The organism is Bosea vestrisii (assembly GCF_030144325.1).
Classification (GTDB): Bacteria; Pseudomonadota; Alphaproteobacteria; order Rhizobiales; family Beijerinckiaceae; genus Allobosea; species Allobosea vestrisii_A.
In genome coordinates, this window is the sequence record NZ_CP126307.1 from 5,364,190 (window position 1) to 5,389,601 (window position 25,412).

Sequence of the window (25,412 nt, forward strand, 5' to 3'; positions counted from 1 at the left end):
TCGTATCTTGCCGCCGATGGAGCGATGGGCTCCAGAGCGGCGCTGTGCACGCCGTTCTGGAACCGGATGGATCAGACGGACCGTAAGGCCGGTCTGTGTCCTCACCTCCGCTTCACCGCCCTGACCACGGCGCTCTTGCCGCCACCGCCGCAGTAGAAGCGGTCGCCGCCAGCTTCCATGCCGGCGATGAAGGTCCCTTCCGGCATGCGCATGCTGTCCAGCACCTTGCCGGTCTCGGGATCGACCCGGCGGATCTCGCTCTCCTCGTTCTCCCAGGTCGCGTGCCAGAGCTCGCCATCGCTCCAGGTCACGCCGGTGACGAAGCGGTTTGACTGCAGCGTGCGCAGCACCTTGCCGGTCTCGGGGTCGACCTGACGGATCTGGCGCTCGCGATAATGACCGACCCAGAGCGTGCCCTCCGCCCAGGCGAGGCCGGAATCGCCGCCGCCGGCAGGCGCGGGAATCGTCGAGAGCACGCGCCCGCTCTCCGGATCGATCTTCTGGATGCGGTCTTCGGCGATCTGGTAGAGGTGCTTGCCGTCGAAGGCGGTGCCGGCATGGGCGGGTACGTCGAGGCTGCGAACGGTGTCGCCGCTCTCCGGATCGAAGGCGTTGAGCTTGTCGCCGGATGCGAACCAGACGTTCTTGCCGTCATAGCTGACGCCGTGCACGGCCTCGACGCTGGGGAAGGGGCCGTATTCGCGAAGGATGGTGGCTGTCCTGGTCATGGGATGATCTCCTCTGTTCGGTTGGACCGAGACGAGGTCTAGCCATCCGGCAGCGGGCCGGGAGTAACAAGGCTGTCGGGAAACCGGGCACTGGCGGGGTCAGCCAACGCCGCGCCCGCGCCTTGCCGAAGGATTGGACTTTGCCGGTCTCGGCCAGCGCCTCGAGCGCGCGCTGCATGTTGCGCTGGCTGACGTCGAGCGCCAGCGCCAGCGCCGAGCTCGACCAGGCCTCGCCATCGGCGAGCAGCGCGAGCACGTCGGCGTGGGCCTCCTCCAGCGGCTGCGCCAGCACCGCGACCGTGCCCGCCCGGTGCGGCTTCAGGGCAAAGCCGCGCTTGGTCGCGTTGATCTCGGCGAGCCCGTGCAGCTCGGCACGCAGCCGGCCGATCTCGACCCGCAGGCGGGCGCGATGCGACTCGTCGGCCTCCTTGGCCCGGAAGGCGCGGGCCAGCAGCACCTCGCGCGAGACATCCGCCGGCCAGGCTTCGGCGAGCGCGCGGGCGAGGGCGAACAACACCGGCCGCGTCGCGAGCGGCACGGCAGTGGCGCCCTCGCGCACGACATTGCGGCAGGCATCGACGACGAAGCTTCCCGAGGCGAGCAGCGCCGCGACCTCGCCCAGCATCAGCGGGCGCTCCTGACCCTGGGCGATCAATCGTGCTGCGGGTTCCTCCAGCACGCGCGCAGCGGCCTCGACTTCGGCCACCAGTGCCGGAATACGGGCGCGCTCTGCCGCTTCGGCCGCCTGCGCAAAGGCCGCGCTGGCCTGCTCCGCCTGCAGCCGCCGCAGCGCGATGCCGCCCGCAGCCAAGGCCCGCGCCGCCTCCAGCGCTGGCGGCAGCGGTTTCCCGTCGAAGCCGGCGAGCACACGCTCGGCCTCGCCGAGCCGGCCGATCAGCAGCAGCCGGCGCACCTCGATCGTGCGGGCATGGGCGGCGTTGAGGCGGTCGCCATGCGCTTCCAGCGTCGTGCGCGCCGCATCGAGCGCCTTCACCGGCCAGGACAGATCGCGCGAGACCAGGGCGATCTCGGCTTCGGCGACGATGCAGCGGGCTCGCGCGACAGGGCTCGCGGGTCCCGAAGGCCTGACCGGCGCGCTTGAGCAGCGCCTTGGCGCGCATGAGATCACCGAGCTGCGCCATGGCGATACCGCGCAGCGCCAGCGCCGGCGCATCCTCGCGCAGGGCGATGCGGTTGAGCGCGGCGAACGGATCGCCCGCGGCCAGCGCCCGCCCGGCAGCGATGATCAGCGAGTCCATGCCGAGCTTTCGAATCCCGCCAAACTTGTCACTCCCGCTCCCTGTCGCCCTGCCTCTAGTTCATCTCCTCACGACGGCCGGACGGCACGTCGCTGGCACCTGACAAGAGGAGATCATCATGCCGGACATCCTGCACAGAGTCGGAATCAAGTCTTCCCCCGAGGCAGTCTACAAGGCGCTCGCCACCATCGACGGCCTTTCGCACTGGTGGACGGACGAAACGCGCGGCGACAGCAAGCTTGACGGCGTCGTCCACTTCCAGTTCGGCGAGCGCGGCTTCTTCGACATGAAAGTGGTCGAACTCGCTCCGGGCAAGCGCGTGCTCTGGCAGGTCGTCGATGGTCCCGCCGAATGGATCGGCACGAAGGTCGCCTTCGATATCAAGCAGGAGGGCGAATACACGATCGTGCTCTTCAAGCACGAAGGCTGGAAGGAGCCGATCGAGTTCATGCACCATTGCAGCACGAAATGGGGCGTGTTCCTGCTCAGCATGAAGTCGCTGGTCGAAACCGGCCGGGGCGCGCCCTACCCGAACGACGTGAAGATCGACGACTGGAACTGACGCGCCCGGCTCGCACCGGAGCATTCTCAGCATAATCGCGGTGGCCCCATGCCACCGCGGTTTTTGTTGGTGCGGGCAGTTTGGCGGATCCAACGGTGGCGGCGGCGGTCGCCATGTCTGCCATGCATTTTTGCATCTGCTCAGAAACGCGCCACGCAGTGCCGCGCCGCCTCGCGCTGGCCTATACAGGTCGCAGGCGATCCGTGGGTCGGGTCGCACGCAAAAAGTGTATGGCTAAAGAGGAGACGCACATGACGCTCAAAGCCCGATTCCTCATCGGAGCAGCCTTCGCCGCGGCGGTGTTCGCGGGCGCCCCGGCGCGCGCCGACATCACCATCGGCCTGCTCGCGCCGCTGACCGGCGCCGTCGCAGCCTATGGCGACCAGGTCAAGAACGGCGCCCAGGCCGCCGTCGACGCTATCAACAAAAAGGGTGGCATCGCCGGCGAGAAGGTCGTCCTGAAGCTCGCCGACGATGCCGGCGATCCCAAGCAGGGCGTCTCGGCCGCCAACCTGCTGGTCGGCGACAAGGTCCGCTTCGTCGTCGGTCCGGTGACCTCCGGCGTCGCCATGGCCGCCTCCGACGTCTTCGCCGAGAGCGGCGTCTTGATGGTGACGCCGACCGCGACCTCGCCGGCCCTGACCAATCGCGGCCTTAGCAACGTCTTCCGCACCTGCGGCCGCGACGACCAGCAGGCCGAAGTCGCCGCCAACTACGTCCTGAAGAACCTGAAGGCCAAGAAGGTCGCCATCGTCCACGACAAGGGCACCTATGGCAAAGGCCTCGCCGATTCCTTCAAGAAGGGCATCAATGCCGGCGGTATCACCGAGGTCGCCTATCTCACCCTGAACCCCGGCGACAAGGATCTCGCGGCGGTGATCACCCGGTTGAAGTCGGGCGGCGCCGAGCTGATCTATTTCGGCGGCTACCACCCGGAAGGCGGCCTGCTTGCCCGCCAGTTGCACGATGCCGGTGTCAAGGCGACGATCATCGGCGGCGAGGGCCTCTCGAACACCGAGCTCTGGGCGATCGGCGGCGACACCGCGGCCGGCACGCTCTTCACCAACGCGACCGACGCGCTGAAGAACCCGGCCTCGGCCGAGGCGGTGGCCCAGCTCAAGGAGAAGGGCATCCCGCCTGAGGCCTTCACGCTCAACGCCTATGCCGCCGTCGAGGTGCTGAAGGCCGGCATCGAGAAGGCCGGCAAGGACGCCAAGGCCGATGCGGTCGCCAAGGCGCTGAAGGCCGGTCTCGAGGTCAAGACCGCGATCGGCACGCTGACCTATGGCAAGACCGGCGATCTGAGCTCGCCGAGCTTCTCGATGTACAAGTGGGAAGCCGGCAAGATCGTCGCGGCCGACTGACGAAGCCGTATCGGACGGAAGGGAAGGGCCTGCGGCTTGTCGCGGGCCCTTTTTCGTATGAACGCGCCGTTCGGGAACTGTTCAGGCGCCGGGCCGTTCAGTCCGGCGATCGAACGGGAATTGCCCATGCCAACCGCCGAACCCGCCACGCAAGTCCTCGCCAAGCCATCCCTGATCGCGATTCGGCGCGAGGTCGACGGCTACGGCATCCGCTTCGGCCTGAACGAGGCCGAGGATGCGGCGATGCCGGGCCCGGTCTTTCCGACGCTGGGCGAAGCCATGGCCTGGATCGAGCGCATCGACCGCGCCCGCGGCCATTGAAACGGCCCGATCGGGGCGATCTGCCCGATCCCTGTCGATCGCACGTCTTGACGGCTTGTCAAAGCGGGTCGCGATCGGGCATAGAGCCTTCCAACGGAGACGTGGCCGAGAGGCTGAAGGCACTCGTTTGCTAAATGAGCATACCCCACAAGGGTATCGAGGGTTCGAATCCCTCCGTCTCCGCCATTCATTTCCTGTGAAATCGGCCCTTCGCCGGCGCAGCCGCAGACAGCCGCGCGATTGAAACAGGCCTGTCCCGTCCCCACCTGCCTGAGCCGATCACGCTTTGCTGCAGGACCTGATGACTCAACCCACCCGCAAGCGCGCTCTGCTGCTGCGCAATCCCAAGGCGCGGCGCGGCAGTGAGTCGATCGAGCCGCTCCTGCAGCGGCTCGAGGTCGGTGGTCTCGACGTCACCATCGAGACCTTCGAGGCGCTGCCGGAGATCGCCCGCGACATCGTGCGGCTGCGCGAGCGCGCCGATCTCGTCATCGTCTGCGGCGGCGACGGCTCGGTCTCGTCGGCGGCGCTCGCGGCGATGGAGAGCGGCCTGCCGATGGGCATCATCCCGATGGGCACGGCCAACGACCTCGCGCTGACGCTCGGCATCCCGTCCGACCTCGTCGCCGCTGCCGAGGTGATCGCCCGTGGCGAGACGCGGCCGGTCGATGTCGGCACGGTCAACGGCCACGCCTTCTTCAATGTCGCCAGCATCGGGCTGAGCAGCGATCTGGCCCAGAGCCTCGATCCGGCGATGAAGAAGCGCTTCGGGCGGCTCGGCTATGCGCTCGCGGCGATGAAGGTCATGACGCGGGCGGCGCGTTTCAGGGCGAAGATCACCGAGAAGGGCACGGCGACCGAGGTCGAGACCTATCAGGTCGCGATCGGCAACGGCCGGCATTATGGCGGCGGTAATGTCGTCGAGGAAACGGCCGAGATCGATGACGGCCATCTCGATCTCTACAGCCTCGAGATCAGCAATCTCTGGAAGCTGGCGCTGATGTTGCGCTCGTTCAGGTCGGGCACGCATGGCGCCTGGCGCGAGGTACGCACGGCGCGCTGCGTCGAGTTCGATATCGAGACCAAGCGTCCGATGCCGGTGAACACCGATGGCGAGATCGTCACCGCGACCCCGGCCCATTTCAAGGTCCACCCCAAGGCGATCTCGATCTTCACGCCGAGCGGGGCGGGCGATGCGGCGGCGCGGCCGCATTTGTATCACCGCTGAGAGACCGTTCGGGAATGAGAGCCCTCATCCTGAGGAGGCCCGAATGGGCCGTCTCGAAGGATGCTCCAGATGTCTCCAGAACCTCCTGAAGCGTCCTTCGAGACGCCGTTCCTCGCGGAACGGCTCCTCAGGATGAGGGCTGAGAGAATTTCCAAACGGGCTCTGAGATTGCTGCAGACCGGCAGGCAGGGCGTCCGCCTGTTCGGCTCTCGGAAACCTCTCGGCGTTACGCTCCTGCGCAGCTGCCAGGAGATTCTGCTTGGAAACCTTGCTCTATCCGCCCGTAAAACGCTTCCTCGAGGAGCTCGGCTATGTCGTGAAGGGCGAGATCGGCCGCTGCGATCTCGTCGGCCTCCGGGAGGGCGATGCCACCGTGGTGGTGATCGGCGAGCTCAAGCTCGCCTTCAACCTGGAGCTCATCCTGCAGGGCGTCGACAGGCTGCGTCTCGGCGACGAGATCTGGCTGGCGGCGCAGCTCTCGGCCAGGGGCAAGGGGCGGGAGAGCGATCCGCGCTATCGCGATCTCTGCCGGCGTCTCGGCTTCGGCCTGCTCGGCGTAAGCAGCACTGGCCGCGTCGAGGTGCTGGTTTCGCCGACCGCGCCGACGCCGCGCAAGAACCCGCGGGCTCGCTCGCGACTGGTCGACGAGCATCGGCGGCGCAAGGGCGATCCGGCGGCCGGCGGCAGCACGCGCCAGCCGATCATGACCGCCTATCGCCAGCAGGCGCTCGCCTGCGCCGCGGCGATGAGCGCCGAGCCAAGGCGCCCGCGCGACCTCAGGCCGTCATGCCCCGACGCGCAGAAGATCCTGCACCGCAATGTCTATGGCTGGTTCGAGAAGGCCGAGCGCGGCGTCTACGGGCTGACCGAGGCCGGCCGGAGCGCTCTGGAGCGGTGGGAGCCGACCCTTGCTCCAGCCGAGCCCGATCGGGGTGGTTTATCGGCCGCCTAGCCCAGCGAGCATCCGCGTCAGCTCCGCCGACGACATCGGCCTGGCGAGCGGGTAGGCCTGCCCGGCCCAGAGCAGGGTGAAGTCGTCGCGGCCTGCCGCCTCGGCCGCGCTGCGCAGCGGCCCCAGCGCCGTGCCGGCGGTCGGGAAGGCCGGGGCGAGCTCGGAGAGCGGCCCGATCTCCGCCATGGCGCGGTTGACGATGCCGCGCGCCGGCCGGCCGGTGAACAGGTTGGTGATCGCGGTCGGCCGCTCGCCCATGCCGAGCGCCTTGCGGTAGATCGGCGAGATGCTCGCTTCCGGCGTGAACAGATAGGCGGTGCCGACCTGGACCGCGGACGCTCCGAGCGCGAAGGCGGCTTCCACGCCGCGTCGGTCGGTGATGCCGCCGGCGGCGATCACCGGGACAGAGACGGCATCGACGACCTGCGGCACCAGCGCGAAGGTGCCGACCTGCTCCGAGATCCGGTCGTTCAGGAAGATGCCGCGATGGCCGCCGGCCTCGGCGCCCATGGCGATGACGGCATCGACGCCGTGCTCGGCGAGCCAGCGCGCCTCGGGAACGGTGGTCGCCGAGGCGATCACCTTGGCGCCGCTACGCTTGACCCGCTCGAACAGTTCGGGCGCGGGCAGGCCGAAATGGAAGCTGACGACCTCCGGCCGATACTCCTCCACGACACCAGCAAGGGCGGCGTCGAAGGGCGTGCGGCCGCTCGGCGTCTTCGGCATGTCCGGATCGAGCCCGGCCTCGGCATAATAGCCGGAGAGGTGCTTCAGCCAAGCCGTCTGGCGGGTCGGGTCGTCGGCCGGGGGCGTATGGCAGAAGAAATTGAGGTTGATCGGCCGGCGCGTGCCGGCCCGCACCTTGTCGAGTGCGGCCCTGAGCCCCGCCTCGTTATATTGCGCGCCCGCCAGCGAACCGAGTCCGCCGGCTTCGCTGACGGCGATGGCCATCTCCGGTGTCGACGCCAGGGCCATAGGCCCCTGGATGATCGGCAATTCGATGCCGAACAGGTCGAGCAGTCGCGCTTGTGCGGTGCTGGTCATCGTCGTTCCTCACGCGGGCCGGTTCGACGGCTACTCTCCGGCTCCGCCCGGTGATTGCAAGGCGAAGGTCAGCCCATCCGGAGTGCAGAAACCATCCAGCGCCGGGTGCGGGCCTGTCTCGCGGTCAGGCCGGCTTATGCGGCAGAGCGAGGCCGTAGCGTTCATCCGCAGGCTGCTCCTCGGCCTTGCGCAGCCTGGTCTCGCTGAGCTCGTCGGCAGCTTCCAGGATCGGATAGGCGATCGAGGTGATGTGGCCGTGGATGCGCTTCAGGTCGCGCAGCACGTCGAGATGGATCGACGAGGTCTCAAGCGACTGAGCGACCCCGCTGCGCAGGCGCTCGTAATGCTTCTCGGTTGCCATGCGCTCGGCCACGCGCATCGCGCTCTTCTCGTCGAAGAGCTGGCGGGCGAGGGTGATGTCGCGCGAGGCGAGCACGTTGAGCGAAAGCTGCAGGCTGTGGCTGACCCTGGCGTGGAAATCGCGGATTTCGGCGAGGCCTTCTTCCGAGAAGCGGTAGCGCTTGCGGATCTTCTTCTCCGCGAGTTCGCGCAGGTTCTTGTCGATGATGTCGCCGATATGCTCGAGATTGGTAGTCGCCGTGATGATCTCGAACAGGCGCCGGCTGTCCTCCTCGCAGAGCGGGCGGCGCGAGAGCTGGACGAGATAGAGCTTGATCGCCTCGTGGATGGTGTCGACGCCGTCATCGGCCGCAGCGATCTCGCGCGAGAGCGCCAACTTGTCCTGCTCCAGCAGGATCAGCAGGTCCTTCAGCATGGCGCTGACGCGGTCGCCGAGATGCAGCGTCTCGCGCATCGCGCTGGCGAGGGCTTCCGGCGGGCTGTCGAGCAGGCTGGGGTCGAGATAGAGCGGCTGCGTGCGTGTCTCCGCTTCGGGCGCGGCCGGGGTCAGGCGCGTGACCAGCGCGGCGATCGGACCGGTGAAGGGCAGGAAGGCGAGGGCACCGAAGATATTGAGCGCCAGATGGATTTCGACCGCCAGGCGCGAGGGATCGTGCGACAGCTGCGAGAACCAGGTGGCGAGCGGCTTGGCGAAGGGGATCACGACGAGCGCGATGATGATGCGTGTCAGCAGGTTGGCGAGCGCGACACGACGCTGCACGACCGGCGCGCCGAGCTGGTCGATCACCGGCACCAGCGCATTGCCGAGATTGGCGCCGACGATCAGGATCAGCGCTGTCGGCGCCGGGAACAGCCCGCCGGCCCAGAAGGAGGCGATCAGCAGGACGATGGCGAGGCTCGAATGGGTCAGCCAGGTCGCGGCGACGGTGAGCGCGATGGCAAGCAGGGGCTCGCTGGCCAGCGCTTCAAACACGGTGCGGAAGACCGGCGACTGCGCCAGCGGCGCCGAGGCGGTCTTGAGCTCGGCGAGCGAGAGCAGGATCAGCCCGATGCCGACGATCAAGCGGCCGATATTGCGGGCGCGGTTCATCGCCTCGTTGGCGAGATAGAGCGTCACGCCGATGGCGAGGCACGCGCCCCAGATCCAGCCGAGGTCGAACGAGATCACGAACGCCGCCATCGCCGTGCCGACATTGGCGCCGAGCAGCACGGCGAAGGCCATAGGCAGGCCGATCAGCGCCTGGCCGGCGAAGGAGGAGAGCAGCAGCGTCGTCGCTGTCGAGCTCTGCAGGATCAGCGTGACCACCGCCCCGCTCGCCATCGCCGAAACGCGGTTGCCGGTGAAGCGCGCGATGGCCTGCCGCAGCGACGATCCGAACGCCCGGGTCGCACCCGTTCGCACCAGCCGGACCGCCCAGATCAGCAGCGCCACAGAGCCTGCGAGGTGGATCAGGATGGCGGTGGTGCTCTCGGCGGCGTTCATCGTGGGGAGGGCGCTCCTTTAGGCGGGAATCGAAGGAATGAAGCGGCGGATTATGCCGCCAAAATCGTTAGCCGTCTTATAAAATCTGCGGCGGAAATGGTCTACGTCTCTCGCATGTGCTCTCGAACGGAAAACGGCCATCGCACCCAAAAGCGCAGCAGCCAGCGGCCGTGGCGATCCACGACGACGCTGGCGAAGTCGCCTTCGTATCCGGTCAGTGTGGAAGAATTACGATCACCGCCTGTGCGGCTGATGGCTAAGCGGCCGGAGCAGGCTTCGGCTAGGATTTGCCCGCAAGGGCGGCGCGTTCGGCCGCCATGGCCGTGATCAGGCGCGGATAGGCCTCCTGCATCGCGTCACGGAAGGCCTCGAACGGCATGTCGTCATGGTTGCCGCGGTCGAGCACATAGTCCATGTGCTTGCGTCCCTCCGCGTCGAAGGGCTGGAAGATCGAATCCGTGCTTCCATCGAAATCGAGCGGCGCGACGCCGAAGCGGGAGCAGAAGGCAAGGTCGAAGGCCGGCGTCGCCTTGACCCAGCGGCCCTCGACATAGAGCAGCGTATAGGCGTGCCAGCGGAAGACGTCGCTGCCCATCAATTCGAGGATGCGCGGCGAGGCGAGGTGATTGCGGACATCGGCGAAACCGACCCGCGCGGGAATGCCGGCGGCGCGGCAGACCGCGGCGAGCGTCACCGCCTTGGGCACGCAGAACGAGCCCTTCGCTTCCAGGCAGCGCGAGGCGACGAAGAGGTCGCGCTCGATGCCGAAATAGCGCAGATCGTAAGGGATCGCGTCGCGGACGGCGTAATAGAGCCTGACGGCGCGGTAGCGGTCCGGGCCGGTGCCGGCATGGTCTTCGACGAAGGCGCGGATCGCCGGCGCATTGGCGTCGATGAAGGGCGTGGCCTTCAGAGCCCCGGCGAGCCTGTCGTCGCTCATCGCACCCTCCTGTTCACGTCTTGCTGCAGCCGCCAGGCGATCTGCGGCAGGCGGTCGGCGCCGAAGAAGCTCTCGCCGTCCAGCGTCACGAACGGCACGCCGGTCACGCCGGCGGCGTTGGCCTCATCCACTGCCTCGCTGAGGCGCTGGCGGCCCTCGGCGCCATCGATCATGGCGCGTATCGTCTCGGGAGTCTCGGCTGAGAGGCAGGGCAGGGCGGCGAGCACGGCCGGGTCGGCGATGTTGTCTGCTCTGGCGAAGAAGGCCTCGAAGATATCGCTCGCCAGCCGCAGTCCGTCCTGCGGCCGTGTCGCGGTCCAGGCATGGTACAGCCGGCCGGCGAGATGCGCAGAGATCTGCAGCGGCTCAGGGATACGGAACGGCAGGCCGAAGAATTCGGCCGAGCGGGTCACGTCCTCGAGGAAATAGCGTCGCCGCGCTGGCGTCTCCAGCGGATTGACGACGCCCTGCTGCTTGAAAACCGCCCAGAGCAGGATCGGCCGGAGCTCCAGCGCCCGGCCATGCTCCCCGGCCAATCGCGCCAGCGGGCCGAGCGCGAAATAGGAATAGGGCGAGGCGAAATCGAGATAGAGGCGGATCGCTCCCGGCATCGCCATCAGAACCTGAAGACGCCGTAGCCGGGCGGGCCGAGCGGGGCGTTGAGCGAGGCCGAGATCGCCACGCCGAGCGCGTTGCGGGTGTCGAGCGGGTCGATGATGCCGTCGTCCCAGAGTTCCGAGGTCGAGTGATAGGCCGAGAGCTGCTCCTGATAGGCCTTGCGCGTCTCGTCCCAGAGCCGGTCGATCTCGCTTTTATCGACCGAGCCGCCATTGCGCTTCATCTGGTTGGCCTTGACCTCGGCCAGCGTGTTCGCCGCCTGGTCGCCGCCCATCACGCCGATCTGATGGTTCGGCCATGAGAACAGGAAGCGCCCGTCGAAAGCGCGCCCACACATGCCGTAATTGCCGGCGCCGAAGGAGCCGTTGCACATCACGGTGAACTTCGGCACCCGCGAGCAGCTCTGCGCCATGATCATCTTGGCACCATCCTTGGTGATGCCGCGGCGCTCGTATTCGCGCCCGACCATGTAGCCGGTGATGTTCTGCAGGAAGACCAGTGGCGTGTTGTTCTGGTTGCAGAGTTCGATGAAGTGCGCGCCCTTTATCGACGAGTCGTTGAAGAGCACGCCGTTATTGGCGAGGATTCCGACCTTGAAGCCCCAGATATTGGCGAAGCCGCAGACCAGCGTCGTGCCATAGGCCGGCTTGTATTCATGGAAGCGGCTGCCATCGACGATGCGGGCGATGATCTCGCGCATGTCGAAGGCCTTCTTGATGTCGTCGGGCACGATCCCGTAGATCTCGGCGGGATCGTAGAACGGCTCCTCCGGCGCCTCGCGCTGCGCCTCCCAGCGTGGCTGCCGGTCCCATTGCGCGACGATGTCGCGGCCGATCTCGATCGCGTGCTCCTCGCTGTCGGCCGGGTAGTCGCAGGTGCCCGAGACGCTGGTGTGCATCTCGGCGCCGCCGAGTTCCTCGACCGTGACGTCCTCGCCCGTCGCCGCCTTCACCAAAGGCGGACCGCCCAGGAAGACCGCGCCGGTGCCGCGCACGATGACGCTGTAATCGGAGAGGCCGGGGATATAGGCGCCGCCGGCTGTGCAATGTCCGAAGACCAGAGCGAGCTGCTTCACGCCCATCTTCGACAGCATCGACTGGTTGCGGAAGATACGCCCGCCCATGTAGCGATCCGGAAACAGCTCCGACTGGAGCTGCAGGAAGCCGCCGGCGGAATCGCAGAGATGCACGACCGGCAGCCGGTTCTCCATGGCAATGTCGAGGGCGCGGACGATCTTTTTGACCGTGAGGGGATACCAGGCCCCGCCCTTCACCGTCGGATCGTCGGCACGGATCATGACCTCGCGGCCGGAGACCATGCCGATGCCGACGATCGAGCTGGCCGAAGGCGATTCCCCGCCATAGGCCATGTTGGCCGCGAGCGAGGACAGCTCCAGGAATGGCGTGCCGGGATCGAGCAGCATCTCGATGCGCTTGCGCTGCGGCATCTTCTGCTGGCGGGCGAGCCGGTCGAGATCGCGCTGCGGGCGGCTATGGCGCGCCGCCTCCTGCTTCGCCTTGAACTCGGCGACGAGACGCCGGTTATGAGCCTCGTTGCGGCGGAAATCGGCGGAGGAGGTGTTGATCGACGATTGCAGTCTGGACATCGGGTCAGCCTTCCGCCGGAGCGACGAGACGGGCGAGGACGGTGTCCTTGTCGAAGCCTTCGCCCTCGCGCGCCGCGATCTCGGCGATCTCGCCGTCGCGCGGCGCATCGAGTTTCATCTGCAGCTTCATGCTTTCGATCGTGACGATGGTCTCGCCGCGCTGGACGCTGTCGCCGACGCGCTTGTGGACCACGATGACCGTGCCCGGCATCGGCGCGCGCACCACGTTCGCGCCGCCGGCGGCGGAGGCATCGGCCGCGGCATCGCGCCGGTACAGCGCGAAGCTGCGCCCACCCAATCGGACGATGACGCCGTCGGCACTGCCGGCACGGGCGAAGGCGACGGGCCCGCCATCGAGCGTCAGCGCGCGGCTGCCGTCGCCGGCCTCATCGAGGCTTTCCACGACATGCTGGCGGCCATCGACCGAGAGCACGAGGTGCGGCCGGCGCGCCAGGATGGTGACGTGATGCACCGTGCCGTCGAGATCGAGCTTGAGGACCATGCTCAGTTCCTCCAGTGCCCGATCGAGGCATGCGGCTCGGGCACGCCGAGGACGAGGTCGCGGAAATCGCGCAGGCCGAGCGCCGCGGCGATCAGGACCTTGTCGCGCGTCGCATCATCCGGCTCGGCGGCGGCGAGCGCCGCCTTGTGCTGGACGACGAAGCCGGTGTGCAGTTCGCCGGCGGCGAAGGCGGGATGGCCGAGCACCCGGGCGAGATAGTCGATATTGGTCTTGACCCCGAGCAGAGCGAGCTCGTGCAGCGCCGCGATGGCGCGGTCCGTCGCCACGGCGCGATCCGGCCCATGGGCGACGAGCTTGGCCAGCATCGGGTCGAAATCGGCAGTGACGCGCTGGCCGCGATCGAGCGCGTTCTCGAAGCGCAGATAGGCCGCTTGCGGTGCCTCGAGATGCAGGATCGTGCCGGTCTCCGGCAGGAAGTCACGCTCGGGATCCTCGGCGCAGATCCGGCATTCGATGGCGTGGCCGTTGGCAGTGACGGCGTCTTGCGCGAAGGGCAGGTCGCGTCCGGCGGCGATCTCGATCTGTAGCCTGACGAGGTCGAGCCCGGTGATCATCTCGGTGACGGGATGCTCGACCTGCAGGCGGGTGTTCATCTCCAGGAAGAAGAAGCGGCCATCGGCGCCGAGGATGTATTCGACCGTGCCGGCATTGCGATAGTTCGAGGCGGCCGCGAGCCTGACGGCCGAGGCGCAGATCTCGTCGCGTAAGTCCGCCGGCAGGTTCGCGGCTGGCGCCTCCTCGATGATCTTCTGGAAGCGGCGCTGCACCGAGCATTCGCGCTCGAACAGGTGGATGGCGCCGCCCTTGCCGTCGCCGAAGACCTGCACCTCGATATGGCGGGGGCGCTCGACGAAGACCTCGGCATAGACGCGCCCATCGTCGAAATAGCGTTGCGCTTCGCTCGCCGCGAGGCGCGCCGCGCCCTCCAGCTCCTCGGCCGAGCGCACGATGCTCATGCCCTTGCCGCCGCCGCCCGCCGCAGCCTTGATCAGGAGCGGGAAGCCGATTGCCGTCGCCTGGCGGGTGAACTCGGCGAGGTCCTGCGTCGGCATCACCGAGGGCGCGACCGGGACGCCGTGATCGGCGGCGAACTGGCGCGCCGAGATCTTGTCGCCCATCAGCGCGATGGTATCGGCGTCGGGACCGATGAAGGTGAGCCCGGCCTCGGCGACGGCGCGGGCAAAGCGGGCATTCTCGGAGAGGAAGCCATAGCCCGGATGGATCGCATCGGCCCCGACCGCACGGGCGGCTGCGATGATCTGGGCGATGTCGAGATGGGCCGCGACCGGCGTCTCGCCGGAAATCTCGATCGCCTGATCAGCCTCGCGCACATGTCGGGCGCGGGCTTCGACCGGATGGTGGATCGCGACCGAGGCGATGCCCATCTCGCGCAGCGTCCGGATCACCCGGCAGGCGATCTCGCCGCGATTGGCGATCAGGACCTTGCGGAACGGCGGGTTGTCGTCCGGAGCCATCATGCGTCGTCCGTGGTCTTGAAGCCGTGGAGGGGGCCGCCTGGTGCGAGCCAGGCAACGGGCACCAGCACCGGTAGGCTCATCAGCACCTGCGCCATCGCCTTGCCCTGCGGGTCATGGCGCAGCGAGGCGATGCCGCCGCCGCCGAGCGCCCGGTGCATGACGAGGTTGAAGCCATTGAGGCCCGGCCAGTCGAAGCGCTCGACATTGCCCGCGACATGGTGGGCGAAGTGCTGGCCGACCGCCTCCGGCGTAAGCGCCCGCCTGAGGCAGGGGAGGAAAGCGGCCTCACGCGCGATCACGCCGATATTGGCGATGTCGCCCTTGTCGCCGCTGCGGCCGAAGGCGAGGGCGACGAGCGGGACGGTGGCGGTCTCATCGGCTGCCTCCGCGATATCCACGCCTGCGCTGGCAGGTGAGGGCGCGTTGGTGGCCGCCGCAGGAATATGCGCTGGCATCGGCAGGTTCGTCTCGCCGAGGCTCACGGTCGGGTGCAGTTCGGCCTTGTCGATCAGGAAGGAGAACAGCCGGATCACCGGTTGCGGCTCGGGCCGGCCGCCGGCGAAGCCGGTCAGGCTCTGCGCCATCGCGGTCGCGGCCGGATAGATCTCGCGGGCGAAGATCTGCAGCGCTTCCTTGCTGGGATGGCGCACGCCGATCTTGAGCACGACCTCGCGCGTCGCCCGGGCCCGACTCCGGGCGCCATAGCTCGCTTCGGCGCCGAGCGTCTCGACCGAGGTCTCGGCGAAATCCGGGAAACCGGCCTCGCGGATCAGCCGGCCGCAGCGGGCGAGGATGGCCTTCGCGACCGCCTCGGCCCGCTCGGCCGCGTCATCGCCGACGATCATCATCGTTGCCGCGCAGCGGTAGCCGTCGGCATAGGTGGCGCTGACTTTGTAGCTCGCGGACGGTGCGCGTCCGCGCGCCCCGGATACCCGGACGCGGTCAGGGCCTGAGGCATCGAGCCTCACCTGCGACCAGTCGCAAGTGACATCCGGCAGCATGTAGGCGGCGGGATCGCCGACCTCGTAGACGACCTGCTCGGCGATCGTGGCTGGGCTGATGCGCCCGCCGGTGCCCTCCGGCTTGCCGATCTCGAAGCTGCCATCGGCGCGGCAATCGGCGAAGGGGAAGCCCATATCGGCCCAGTCGCCGGCGACTTCGCGCCAGTCGGTGACGATGCCGCCGGTCGCCTGCGCGCCGCATTCGAGGATGTGGCCGGCGAGGCTCCCGGCCGAGAGCCGGTCGTAATCCTCGGCCGCCCAGCCGAATTCATGGATCAGCGGGCCGAGCACCACAGCGGAGTCGACGCAGCGCCCGGTCACCACGACATCGGCGCCCGCTGCGAGCGCCGCCGCGATCGGGAAGGCGCCGAGATAGGCGTTGATGCTGGCGATCCTGTCGGGGAAGGGCACGCCGGAGAACATCTCGGTGACGCCGGCTGTCCGAAGACGCTCGGCTTCGCCCGAAAGGTCGTCGCCGGTAACGATCGCAACCTTGAGGTCGACCCCGACCTCCTTGAACGCTGCGAGCAGCGCTTCGCGGCAGGCTTCCGGATTGACGCCGCCGGCATTGGTGACGACGCGGATGCGCTTCTCGGCGATCTCCCGTGCGAGCGGCTTCATCACCAGCGAGACGAAGTCGGTGGCGTAGCCGAGTGCCGGGTTCTTCGCCTTCATCCGGGCGAGGATCGACATGGTGATCTCGGCGAGATAGTCGAGTACGAGATAGTCGATGCCGCCCTGGCGCACGAGCTGGCGCGGCCCCTCCGGGCTGTCGCCCCAGAAGCCGGCGCCACAGCCGATGCGGATGCTCTCGCGCATGGCGCTCACCGCCCGGTCCAGGCCGGCGGACGCTTCTCGGCGAAGGCGGCAAAGCCCTCGCGCGCATCCTCGGTGCGGGCCATGTTCGCCAGCATGAACTGGGCGTATTCGAGCGCCGCGTCGGTCGACATCTCCCTGATCTTGGCGAGGCTCTGCTTGCCCAAGCGGATGCCGGTTGGGGACTTGTCGGTAAGGCGGCCGACCAGCCAGTCCGTCTTTGCATCGAGCTCGTCAGCCGGCACGGCGTAGTTGACGATCGCAGCGGCTTCGGAATCGCCCGCTTTGATGGTCTCGCCGGTGAGGCAGAGCTCCATCAGCCGCCGATAGGGCAGCACGCGCATCAGATAGGGCAGGATCATCATCGGGAAGAGCCCGACCTTGACCTCGGTCACGCCGAGCAGGACGTCGGCGCGCGCCACCACCAGATCGCAGGCGCAGATTAGGCCGAAGCCGCCGGCGAGCGCATGGCCGTTGACCCGCGCCACCAGCGGCAGTCGGCAGGCATCCATCCGGCGCAGCAGGCCGGCGACGTAATGGCGGGGATCGGCAGCCTCGATGGTGAAGGGCGTTCCGTCCGCATTCGGCTTGAGGTCGCCGCCGGCGCAGAAGGCCTTGCCGCCGGCTCCGGTCAGGATGATGGCGCGGACCTCAGGGTTGGCTTCGGCCGCATCGAGCGCGGCGACGATTCCCGCGGCAACCGCCTCGTTCAGGGCGTTGCGGCGGTTCTCGCGATTGATCGTGACGACCAGCGCCGCGCCTTCGCGTCGGGTGATGACCTCTTCGCTCACGGTTCCATCCCTGCGCGGCTCGCTGAGGGAGCCTTTGAGTAATAAATGATTTCAATTCATTTGCTGTGTCAATAGTCATCCTCCGATCAAACTACGCCGAATGGCACGCAAACGGATTGTTCGATTTTACCGCATTGGCTTGCGTTGACAGTCGCGATCGCCGCTGATGAAATACGCTCAATAAGATCAATCGAGCCGAACGGCTCGCTGCCTGCGCTGCTGCGTGAGGGCGAGGGAGGAGATCGACGTGAACGCCGTGAACGGTAGCAACCGCGCCAATGCCTTCGGCCTCGACGAGGAGCAGAATGCGATCCTCGACGGCGCCGACCGCTATGCCCGGGCCGAGCTCTATCCGCTGTCGCAGCGCATGGACGACGAGGAGTGGTGGCCGGAGGAGGGCTTCCGCCATATCGGCGAGAGCGGCTTTCTCGGCGCGACGATCCCCGAGCAATATGGCGGAGCCGGGCTCGACCTGCTTCAGGCCGGGCTGGTCCTGCAGGGTTTCAGCCGCTGGAACCACGCCATGGCGCTCTCGGTCGTCGCGCATGACAACCTCTGCGCCAACAACATCTATCGCAACGGCAATGAGGAACAGCGGCGTCGCTACTTGCCCGATCTCTGCTCAGGGAAAACCGTCGGCGCGCTCGGCCTGACCGAGCCGGGGGCGGGGTCGGATGCGCTCGGCTCGATGCGGACCACGGCGCGCCGCGAGGGCGATCACTACATCCTCAACGGCAGCAAGATCTTCATCACCAACGGCCCGGTCGCCGATGTGCTGCTGGTCTATGCCAAGACCGACAAGGAGCGCGGCGCCCATGGCATCTCGGCCTTCATCGTCGAAAAGGATTTCCCCGGCTTCAAGGTGGCGCAGAAGCTGGTGAAGATGGGCTATCGCGGCAGCCAGACCGGCGAACTGCTGTTCGAGGATTGCCGCGTCCCGGCCGCCAATCTGGTCGGGGCTGAGAACCAGGGTGTCGCCATCGTGATGAGCGGGCTCGATCTCGAGCGCGCGATGATCTCGCCGCTCTGTCTCGGCATTTCCGAGCGGGCGCTCGAGCTCTCGATCGACTACGCCAAGACGCGCAAGCAGTTCGGCAAGCCGATCGGCTCCTTCCAGATGGTCCAGTCGATGCTGGCCGAGATGTATGTGCTGGTCGAGACCATGCGCAGCTTCAGCTATCGCACGCTGGCAGAGGCGGGCCCGCTCGAAGTCGGCGGCGGCGGGCGCGGCGACATCCACCGATTGACCGCAGCCTCGGTGATGTATGCGGCGCAGGCCTGCCACGATGTGCTCGACAAGGCCGTGCAGGTCCATGGCGGCGCCGGCTATATCTGGGAATCGGAGATCAACCGGCTCTTCCGCAGCACCAAGCTGCTCGAGATCGGCGCCGGCACCACCGAGGTCCGCAAGATGATCATCGCCGGCGAATTGCTGAAAGGGATGGAGCGCCATGGCTGAGGTCGAGCCCCGCGAACTCGGGCTGGAAGACGCCGACCTCGCTAGGCTGCCGACGGTCTATGCGGCGGACGCCTTCGCCGGGCGCGCCGTCCTGATCTCCGGCGGCGCCGGCGGCATCGGTCGCGCCACCGCCTGGCTGCTCGGTCGGCTTGGCGCGCAGGTGATCATCGCCGGGCGCGACGAGGCCAAGCTGGAGACGGCCGCGCAGGCGATGCGCGCCGCCGGGCTGCAGGCGGCTGCGAAGACTGTGAATGTTCGCGATCCCGCGACGATCACGGCGCTGCACGACTGGATCGCGGCCGAGTTCGGCGGCATCGACATCCTCGTCAACAGCGCCGGCGGCCAGTTCCCGCAGGCCGCGATCGACTTCTCGACGAAGGGCTGGAATGCAGTCGTCGACACCAACCTCAACGGCACCTGGTACATGATGCAGGAAGCGGCCCGCCGCTGGCGCGGTGCGAAGCGGCCGGGCAGCATCGTCTCGATCGTGGTGGTGACGCGCCAGGGGCTGCACGGCGTCGCGCATACGATCGCGGCGCGCGCCGGCGTGGTCGGTCTGACTCAGGCGCTGGCGGTGGAATGGGCGCCGCTCGACATCAGGGTGAACTGCATCGCGCCGGGCGCGATCGAGACGCCGGGCTGGCGCGTCTACGATCCGCAGGTGGTCAAGGCCTATCCGCGCTCCAACCCGATGATGCGCACGGCGACGACCTGGGAGGTGGCGGAGGCCTGCGCCTATCTCTGCGGACCGGCGGCGGCCTATGTCACGGGCGAGGTGCTCAACGTCGCCGGCGGCGGACAGCTCTGGGGCGAGACCTGGACGATCCCGCGCCCCGAATTCTTCGATGGCCCGGGCAGCAGTGGCCCATGACCTCAGCCCTCATCCTGAGGAGTTGCGAAGCAGCGTCTCGAAAGATGCTCCAGATGGTTCCGGAACCTCCTGGACCATCCTTCGAGACGCGCTCTACGAGCGCTCCTCAGGATGAGGGCTGAACTTTTGAATGGGCTCTCAGCTGCGTCGAGAAGGGGACTTCGCTGGACCGATCCCTGCCGCAGCCTCAAGCCGGGCCGTCGCCGTCTCCAGCCGGGCGACCACGCTCTCCATCGGGGAAGCCGCCTCGCTGTCGAGCGCCAGGCCGTGATGCACCAGATTGGTGATTGCGTCAGCCATCTCGGCCGGGTCGAAATCGCCTTCGCCACGCAGGAAGGCCCAGGTGCGATGCTCGATGCAGCCGAAGACGAGGTCGCGCACCAGGCTCGGCGAGGTCTCGGGCCGCAGATCGCCGGCGGCGATGCCGACCTTGACCACGTCGACCAGGCGATTGGTGTAGGCGCGGTTCAGCTCGAACAGATGCGAGCCACGATAGTCGGGCGCCGGCCGGATCTCCTGGAACATCAGGCGCGACAGCGCCGGGTCGCGGTGGATCGAGGTGAGGTGGGTGTAGACGATGAAGCGGATCTGGTTCCAGCTGCCGCGCACCGCGGCGAACTGCTCGGCATCGTCGCGCAGCATCTCCTCGAACCAGTGCTCGACGACCTTGACCAGCAATTCGCGCTTGTTGGCGAAGAAGCGGTAGATGCTGCCCTCGACCACGCCGGCGCGCAGCGCGATGTCGGTGATCAGCGCGTCGCTGTAGCCCTTCTCGACGAAGACCTGCTTGGCCGCGGCCATGATGTCGGAGATGCGGCGCTCGGGCGGGAGCCGGTTGACCTGTCGCTTCAGGGCGCTGCGGGGCGGCATCGATGATCCTTGTCGACACGAAGCGCGGGCGCGCTGCGGTCGCTTTCCGGCTGCCGGAGCGTCCGGGCGGGACGGTGGCGCTAATAAATATCATTCATCATCGGCGCATTCCAGGCAAGAGCGCAGCCGCAAGCGGCGCCTTGCAGGGCGAACGCCCGCGCGGAGTCGCGCGCGTTCTTTAGGGGAGGGTTCATTGCCGTTGCCTGCCGCTTTCGCCGGGCGCCTGCGCGTTCCCGTCATCGCTGCGCCGATGTTCCTGATCTCGGGGCCGGACCTCGTCGTCTCCTGTTGCCGCAATGGCGTTGTCGGCAGCTTTCCGGCCCTCAACCAGCGCACGACGGCAGGCTTCGCCGACTGGCTCGACGAGATCGCTGGACGGCTCGATGGCAGGGGCGACATGGCGCCGTTCGGCGTCAATCTCGTGGTTCATCGCAGCAATCCGCGGCTGGACGCCGATCTTGCCGTCGTCGTCGAGCGCAAGGTGCCGCTGGTCATCACCTCGCTCGGCCTCAACCGCGATCTGATCAAGGCGGTGCAGGGCTATGGTGGTCTGGTTTTCCACGACGTGACGACACTCGCCTTCGCCGCCAAGGCGGCCGAAGCCGGCGTCGACGGGCTGATCGCCGTCTCGGCCGGCGCCGGCGGTCATGCCGGGCCGCTCAATCCCTTCGCGGCGCTGGCCGATATCCGCCGCATCTTCGATGGCATGCTCGTGCTCGGCGGGGCGCTGAGCAATGGCGCGCAGGTCGCGGCCGCCATGATGGCGGGCGCCGATATGGCCTATCTCGGCACCCGTTTCATGGCGACGCAAGAGAGCCTGGCGCCGGAGGCGCTGCGGGGCATGCTGCTCGGCGCCTCTGCCGCCGACATCGTCTACACCCCGGCGATCAGCGGCGTGCACGGCAATTTCCTGCGCCCGAGTATCGTGGCGGCCGGGCGCGATCCCGACGATCTCAGCAAGCCGGCGAGCTACGATTTCGGCACAGCCGAGGCCAAGGCCTGGCGCGACATCTGGGCGGCGGGGCAGGGCGTCGGCGCGATCCGCGATCTGCCTGGCGCGGGCGAGCTCTGCCGGCGGCTGGCCGATGAATACGAGATGGCCCTGGCCGGTGCGTCGCAACTGTCATGTCGGGCTGCTGTCGAGGCGGCGGTCGGCTGAGTCCGGTTCATTGGTCGCTCATCCGGGCGGGCGATGGCGCGTTGCGGCGCCGGTCGGTGCGAAAAATCGCAGCTGCCAATGGCGCTGAAACAGGGTCCCAGGAGAGTTGACAGTACAAGATGAATTGTATTCATTAGCTGCATTGAGCTGACGCTTAGACAGACAACAAAGCAGCGCAGCAGGGGAGGACATCGTGGGAGAAGACGCCGTTCATCCGGCGGTGCCGCGTGTGCGCTGGATGCCCGAAAATGCTGTGGCAGTGATTGTTCGTCGGTCGCGGCGTCCGGATGGCGGGCGCTTCGGATGAATGACGCTCAATATCGCCTTCCGGCGAGCGTGGCCGACGCTCCAGTCGCGCTCTCCTGTACCGGGATCGAGCGCAGCTTTGGCGGCCTGCGTGCGCTGAAGGGCGTGTCTCTTGACGTCCGCAAGGGCGAAATTCTCGGCCTGGTCGGCCCGAACGGCTCCGGCAAGACCACGATGGTCAACGTGATCACCGGCTTCTACCCGCCCAATGCCGGGCAGGTGACCCTGTTCGGCGAGGACATCACCGCGCTGAAGCCGCATCGCATCGCCGCCCGCGGCGTCGCCCGCACCTTCCAGAACCTTGCCCTGTTCAAGGGCATGAGCGTTCTCGACAACATCCTGATCGGCCGCCACACCCACATGAAGCCGAGCGCGCTCGGGGCGCTGTTCTACTGGTGGTGGGCGGAGCGCGAGGAACTGGCCCATCGCCGAGTCGTCGAAGAAGTCATCGAGTTCATGCAGCTCCAGGACATTCGCGACGAGCCGGTCGAGGTCATCCCGCTCGGTCTGCAGAAGCGCGTCGAGCTGGCGCGGGCGCTGGTTGCCGAGCCGCGTCTCCTGATCCTGGACGAGCCGATGGCCGGCATGAATCAGGAGGAGAAGGAGTACATCGCCCGCTTCATCCTCGATGCGCAGGAAGCGCGCGGCGTCACCATCCTGATCATCGAGCACCATATGGACGTGGTCACCTCGATCTGCGACCGCGTCGTCGTGCTGAGCTATGGCGAGGTGATCTCGGAGGGCGAGCCGCAGGCGGCGATCTCGCATCCGAGCGTGGTCAGCGCCTATCTCGGCGAGCGCGCCGCCAAGCGCCATCAGGCGGGGAGCGCGGCATGATGGCGGCGCTCGGCATCGACCGTGAGAGCGGGCGCTGGCCCGTCGCGGCGGACGGCACGCCGGCGACCTTGATCGCGGCGCTCGCCCGCAACGCCGCTGAATTCGGCGATCGCGTCGCCTTCCGCGAGCGTCGCTATGGCATCTGGCAAGAGCAGAACTGGCGCGAGGTCTTCGACGAGATTGCCGCCATGGCCGCCGGGCTCGAGGAGGCCGGGCTGGTGGCCGGCGCCGCGATGACCGTGATCGGCGACAACCGCCCGCGGCTCTATTACGCCATGCTCGCCGCCAACATGCTGCGGGCCTTCGCGTCGCCGGTCTTCCCGGATGTGCCGCTGGAAGAGCTGATCGCCGCGACCCTGCATGGGGCGCCGCCCGTCGGCGTCGCCGAAGATCAGGAGCAGGTCGACAAGCTGCTGGAGCTCAGGGCGGCGACCGGGCGCGTCGCCACCATCCTCTACGACGACGAGCGCGGGCTCGACGGCTACGATCTGCCCGGACTGATGTCGCTCGATGCTCTCGTGGCGAAGGGGCGCGAGCGATTGGCCCGCGAGCCGGAGCTCCTCGCGCGCTTCGTCCAGGTGCCGCAGGCCGACGACATCTCCGTGCTGCTGCACTCGTCGGGCACGACCGGTCTGCCCAAGGGCATCCCGCTGCGCCATCGCAATGTGACCGGCGGGCTGCTCAATGCCGGCCGCAGCGGCTATTTCCACCAGCACGAGGAGCTCTACGCCTATCTGCCGACGGCCTGGGTCGGCGATTTCGTCTTCACGCTGGGCGCCGGCATGATGATGGCGGCGACGATCAACATCCCGGAGCGCCAGGAGACGGTGATGCGCGACCTGCGCGAGGTCTCGCCGACCTTCTATCTCGCCGCGCCGCGCGCCTGGGACCAGATGCTGACCCGCGTCCAGGTCGGCATGAAGAACTCGACGCCGTTCAAGCGCTGGCTGTTCGAGACGACGATGGAGCGCGCCGTCGCCTTCGAGCGCAAGCGGCTCAAAGGTGGCACGCTGACGCTGAAGGAGAGGCTGCTCGACGCGGTCGGCAACGTCCTGGTCTATGCGCCGCTGCGCGATCATCTCGGATTGGACCGCGCCGAGCGCGCCTTCACCGGCGGCGAGGCGCTTGGCGAGGACACCTTCCTGTTCTTCCGGGCGCTCGGCATCAAGCTGAAGCAGTTCTACGGCCAGACCGAGACCTGCGCGCTGACGGCGGCGCAGACCGAAGGCCAGGTCAAGCTCCACACGGTCGGTCGCCCGATGGAGGGCAGCGAGATCCGCATCGACGAGAGCGGCGAGATCCTGGTGCGCTCGACCTCGGTGGTCGACGGCTATTATGACGATCCCGAAAGCAGCGCCAAGGCGCTGGTCGATGGCTGGCTGCACACCGGCGATGCCGGGCGCATCGACGAGGACGGCCAACTCGTCGTGCTCGGCCGTGTCAGCGAAGTCGTGCGCACCGCCTCCGGCGAGCGTTACATCCCGAACTTCATCGAGAACCGGCTGAAGTTCAGCCCCTATATCCGCAATGTCGCGGTGATAGGCGCCGGGCGCGGAGAGCTCACCGCGATCATCTGCATCGATTTCGACGCGGTCGGCCATTGGGCCGAGGAGCGCGGCATCTCCTACACCTCCTATGCCGAGCTCTCGCAAGGAACCGAGGTGCAAGGGCTGATCGGCCAGGTGGTCAGGCACGTCAACGGCACCCAGCCGGACGGGCTGCGCATCCGCCGCTTCGTCAACCTGCACAAGGACTTCGACGCCGACGACGGCGAAATCACCCGCACCCGCAAGCTGCGCCGCAACACCATCGAGACCACCTACGCCTCGTTGATCGCGGCGCTCTATGGCGGGCTCAAGGAGAGCGTGTTCGAGGCCATCATCACCTATGAGAACGGCGAGCACGGCATGATCCGGCGGACGCTCAAGATCAGTGAGGTCGTCGCCTGATGGACTGGATCCTGCTCGCGGAACTCTCGACCAACGGCGTCTTCGTCGGCCTGATGTACGCGCTGGTCTCGCTCGGCATCGTGCTGATCTACAAGACCTCCGGCACCGCCAATCTCGCCCAGGGCGCGATCGCCATGACCGGCGGCTACGTCACCTGGGCGCTCGCGACCCTGGTCGGCTTGCCGATCTGGCTGGCGATCCCCGTTGCGCTCGTCACCATGTTCGGCTTCGGCCTGCTGATGGAGCGCATCGCGCTGCGCCGGATGATCGGCCAGCCGGTGATCATGACGATCATGCTGACGCTCGGCGTCGAGATCATGTTGCGCGGCGTCCTTCCCGGTGTCTTCGGCGCTGCGGTCAAGCGCCTCGACATCGGCATGCCGCAGCAGCCGCTCTTCGTCGGCGAACTCCTGCTCAACCGCTCCACGATGATCGGCGGCTCGATCTCGCTGCTGCTGATCCTGCTCTCGCTGTTCTTCTTCAATTCGCGCTTCGGCGTGGTGATGCGGGCCGTCGCCGATGACCAGACCGCCTCCTGGTCGGTAGGCATCAGGGTCGAGCGTGCGATCGCCGTCGCCTGGGGCCTGGCAGCGGTCTCTGCCACCGCCGCCGGTGTGCTCTGGGGCAGCACCCAGGGCGTCGACTGGTCACTCTCGCTCCTGCTGATCAAGGCGCTCGCCATCGCGATCCTCGGCGGGCTCGACTCGATCCCGGGCGTGCTGATCGCCGGCGTCATCGTCGGCGTGGCCGAGAGCCTTGCCACCGGCGTGCTCGATCCGCTCGTCGGCGGCGGCTCCCGCGATGTCGTCGCCGCCGTGATCATCCTGGTGACGCTCCTGCTCAAGCCGCACGGCCTGTTCGGCCGTCACCATATCGAGAGGGTCTGA

23 protein-coding genes, 1 tRNA gene and 1 pseudogene are annotated in these 25,412 nt (G+C 67.6%); 13 read left to right on the forward strand and 12 right to left on the reverse strand.

What is annotated here, in order from left to right; all coding sequences use genetic code 11:
- Window positions 1-101: 101 nt before the first annotated feature.
- The gene (locus QO058_RS26455; RefSeq protein WP_284169191.1) at window positions 102-728 is read right to left on the reverse strand and encodes a Vgb family protein; all 627 of its coding nucleotides are present in this window, start codon (window positions 726-728) and stop codon (window positions 102-104) included.
- A 38-nt stretch (window positions 729-766) separates the two neighbouring features.
- Window positions 767-1,987: pseudogene (locus QO058_RS26460) on the reverse strand (helix-turn-helix domain-containing protein).
- A gap of 118 nt (window positions 1,988-2,105) precedes the next feature.
- On the opposite strand from QO058_RS26460, the gene QO058_RS26465 reads away from it, so the two are divergent.
- The 6 genes from QO058_RS26465 to QO058_RS26490 all read left to right on the forward strand — a co-directional run bounded on the left by QO058_RS26465 (window position 2,106) and on the right by QO058_RS26490 (window position 6,414).
- Window positions 2,106-2,549 (forward strand): SRPBCC family protein, encoded by a 444-nt coding sequence (locus tag QO058_RS26465; protein WP_284169192.1) that lies wholly within the window; start codon window positions 2,106-2,108, stop codon window positions 2,547-2,549.
- Between the two features lie 251 nt (window positions 2,550-2,800).
- Window positions 2,801-3,913, forward strand: coding sequence for a branched-chain amino acid ABC transporter substrate-binding protein (locus tag QO058_RS26470; RefSeq protein ID WP_284169193.1), 1,113 nt, complete (start codon window positions 2,801-2,803; stop codon window positions 3,911-3,913).
- Between the two features lie 126 nt (window positions 3,914-4,039).
- Window positions 4,040-4,234, forward strand: coding sequence for a hypothetical protein (locus QO058_RS26475; RefSeq protein WP_284169194.1), 195 nt, complete (start codon window positions 4,040-4,042; stop codon window positions 4,232-4,234).
- A gap of 95 nt (window positions 4,235-4,329) precedes the next feature.
- Window positions 4,330-4,420, forward strand: a tRNA-Ser gene (locus QO058_RS26480).
- Window positions 4,421-4,535: 115 nt separating this feature from the next.
- Window positions 4,536-5,462: a lipid kinase gene (locus tag QO058_RS26485; protein WP_284169196.1), complete on the forward strand. Its 927-nt coding sequence runs from the start codon at window positions 4,536-4,538 to the stop codon at window positions 5,460-5,462.
- A gap of 259 nt (window positions 5,463-5,721) precedes the next feature.
- On the forward strand, window positions 5,722-6,414 hold the full coding sequence (locus QO058_RS26490) for a DUF2161 domain-containing phosphodiesterase (protein ID WP_284169197.1): 693 nt from the start codon (window positions 5,722-5,724) through the stop codon (window positions 6,412-6,414).
- Here QO058_RS26490 and QO058_RS26495 read toward each other — a convergent pair.
- The 9 genes from QO058_RS26495 to QO058_RS26535 form a co-directional block, all read right to left on the reverse strand.
- Window positions 6,400-7,458 carry an NAD(P)H-dependent flavin oxidoreductase gene (locus QO058_RS26495; RefSeq protein ID WP_284169198.1) on the reverse strand — a complete coding sequence of 353 codons (1,059 nt, stop codon included), beginning with the start codon at window positions 7,456-7,458 and terminating at the stop codon, window positions 6,400-6,402. The genes QO058_RS26490 and QO058_RS26495 overlap by 15 nt on opposite strands.
- A 124-nt stretch (window positions 7,459-7,582) precedes the next feature.
- On the reverse strand, window positions 7,583-9,301 hold the full coding sequence (locus QO058_RS26500) for a Na/Pi cotransporter family protein (RefSeq protein WP_284169199.1): 1,719 nt from the start codon (window positions 9,299-9,301) through the stop codon (window positions 7,583-7,585).
- A gap of 280 nt (window positions 9,302-9,581) precedes the next feature.
- Entirely contained in the window at window positions 9,582-10,241 is a 660-nt protein-coding gene (locus QO058_RS26505; RefSeq protein WP_284169200.1) for a transglutaminase-like domain-containing protein, read from the reverse strand.
- Window positions 10,238-10,858, reverse strand: coding sequence for a 2-hydroxychromene-2-carboxylate isomerase (locus tag QO058_RS26510; protein WP_284169201.1), 621 nt, complete (start codon window positions 10,856-10,858; stop codon window positions 10,238-10,240). The genes QO058_RS26505 and QO058_RS26510 overlap by 4 nt, the downstream gene beginning before the upstream one ends.
- Window positions 10,858-12,465, reverse strand: coding sequence for an acyl-CoA carboxylase subunit beta (locus QO058_RS26515; protein WP_284169202.1), 1,608 nt, complete (start codon window positions 12,463-12,465; stop codon window positions 10,858-10,860). The genes QO058_RS26510 and QO058_RS26515 overlap by 1 nt, the downstream gene beginning before the upstream one ends.
- A 4-nt stretch (window positions 12,466-12,469) precedes the next feature.
- Window positions 12,470-12,967, reverse strand: coding sequence for an acyl-CoA carboxylase biotin carboxyl carrier protein subunit (locus QO058_RS26520; protein WP_284169203.1), 498 nt, complete (start codon window positions 12,965-12,967; stop codon window positions 12,470-12,472).
- 2 nt (window positions 12,968-12,969) lie between these two features.
- On the reverse strand, window positions 12,970-14,466 hold the full coding sequence (locus QO058_RS26525) for an acetyl-CoA carboxylase biotin carboxylase subunit (protein WP_284169204.1): 1,497 nt from the start codon (window positions 14,464-14,466) through the stop codon (window positions 12,970-12,972).
- A complete protein-coding gene (locus QO058_RS26530; protein ID WP_284169205.1) occupies window positions 14,463-16,286 on the reverse strand; it encodes an acyclic terpene utilization AtuA family protein in 1,824 nt (607 codons plus the stop codon). Before QO058_RS26530 ends, QO058_RS26525 begins: the two co-directional genes overlap by 4 nt.
- Before the next feature lie 5 nt (window positions 16,287-16,291).
- Window positions 16,292-17,074, reverse strand: coding sequence for an enoyl-CoA hydratase-related protein (locus QO058_RS26535; RefSeq protein WP_284169206.1), 783 nt, complete (start codon window positions 17,072-17,074; stop codon window positions 16,292-16,294).
- 247 nt (window positions 17,075-17,321) lie between these two features.
- Here QO058_RS26535 and QO058_RS26540 point away from each other — a divergent pair, with 247 nt between their 5' ends.
- Window positions 17,322-18,533 carry an acyl-CoA dehydrogenase family protein gene (locus tag QO058_RS26540; protein ID WP_284169208.1) on the forward strand — a complete coding sequence of 404 codons (1,212 nt, stop codon included), beginning with the start codon at window positions 17,322-17,324 and terminating at the stop codon, window positions 18,531-18,533.
- Entirely contained in the window at window positions 18,526-19,404 is an 879-nt protein-coding gene (locus tag QO058_RS26545) for an SDR family oxidoreductase (protein ID WP_284169209.1), read from the forward strand. The genes QO058_RS26540 and QO058_RS26545 overlap by 8 nt, the downstream gene beginning before the upstream one ends.
- Before the next feature lie 138 nt (window positions 19,405-19,542).
- On the opposite strand, the gene QO058_RS26550 is transcribed toward QO058_RS26545, so the two are convergent.
- A complete protein-coding gene (locus QO058_RS26550) occupies window positions 19,543-20,274 on the reverse strand; it encodes a TetR/AcrR family transcriptional regulator (RefSeq protein ID WP_284169210.1) in 732 nt (243 codons plus the stop codon).
- A gap of 2 nt (window positions 20,275-20,276) precedes the next feature.
- Here QO058_RS26550 and QO058_RS26555 point away from each other — a divergent pair, with 2 nt between their 5' ends.
- The 5 genes from QO058_RS26555 (at window position 20,277) to QO058_RS26575 (ending at window position 25,412) form a co-directional block, all read left to right on the forward strand.
- Window positions 20,277-20,456 (forward strand): hypothetical protein, encoded by a 180-nt coding sequence (locus QO058_RS26555; protein WP_284169211.1) that lies wholly within the window; start codon window positions 20,277-20,279, stop codon window positions 20,454-20,456.
- 11 nt (window positions 20,457-20,467) lie between these two features.
- Entirely contained in the window at window positions 20,468-21,433 is a 966-nt protein-coding gene (locus QO058_RS26560) for an NAD(P)H-dependent flavin oxidoreductase (protein WP_284169212.1), read from the forward strand.
- Between the two features lie 303 nt (window positions 21,434-21,736).
- Window positions 21,737-22,576 carry an ABC transporter ATP-binding protein gene (locus tag QO058_RS26565; protein WP_284169213.1) on the forward strand — a complete coding sequence of 280 codons (840 nt, stop codon included), beginning with the start codon at window positions 21,737-21,739 and terminating at the stop codon, window positions 22,574-22,576.
- Window positions 22,573-24,525: an AMP-dependent synthetase/ligase gene (locus QO058_RS26570; RefSeq protein ID WP_284169214.1), complete on the forward strand. Its 1,953-nt coding sequence runs from the start codon at window positions 22,573-22,575 to the stop codon at window positions 24,523-24,525. The genes QO058_RS26565 and QO058_RS26570 overlap by 4 nt, the downstream gene beginning before the upstream one ends.
- The gene (locus QO058_RS26575) at window positions 24,525-25,412 is read left to right on the forward strand and encodes a branched-chain amino acid ABC transporter permease (protein ID WP_284169215.1); all 888 of its coding nucleotides are present in this window, start codon (window positions 24,525-24,527) and stop codon (window positions 25,410-25,412) included. The genes QO058_RS26570 and QO058_RS26575 overlap by 1 nt, the downstream gene beginning before the upstream one ends.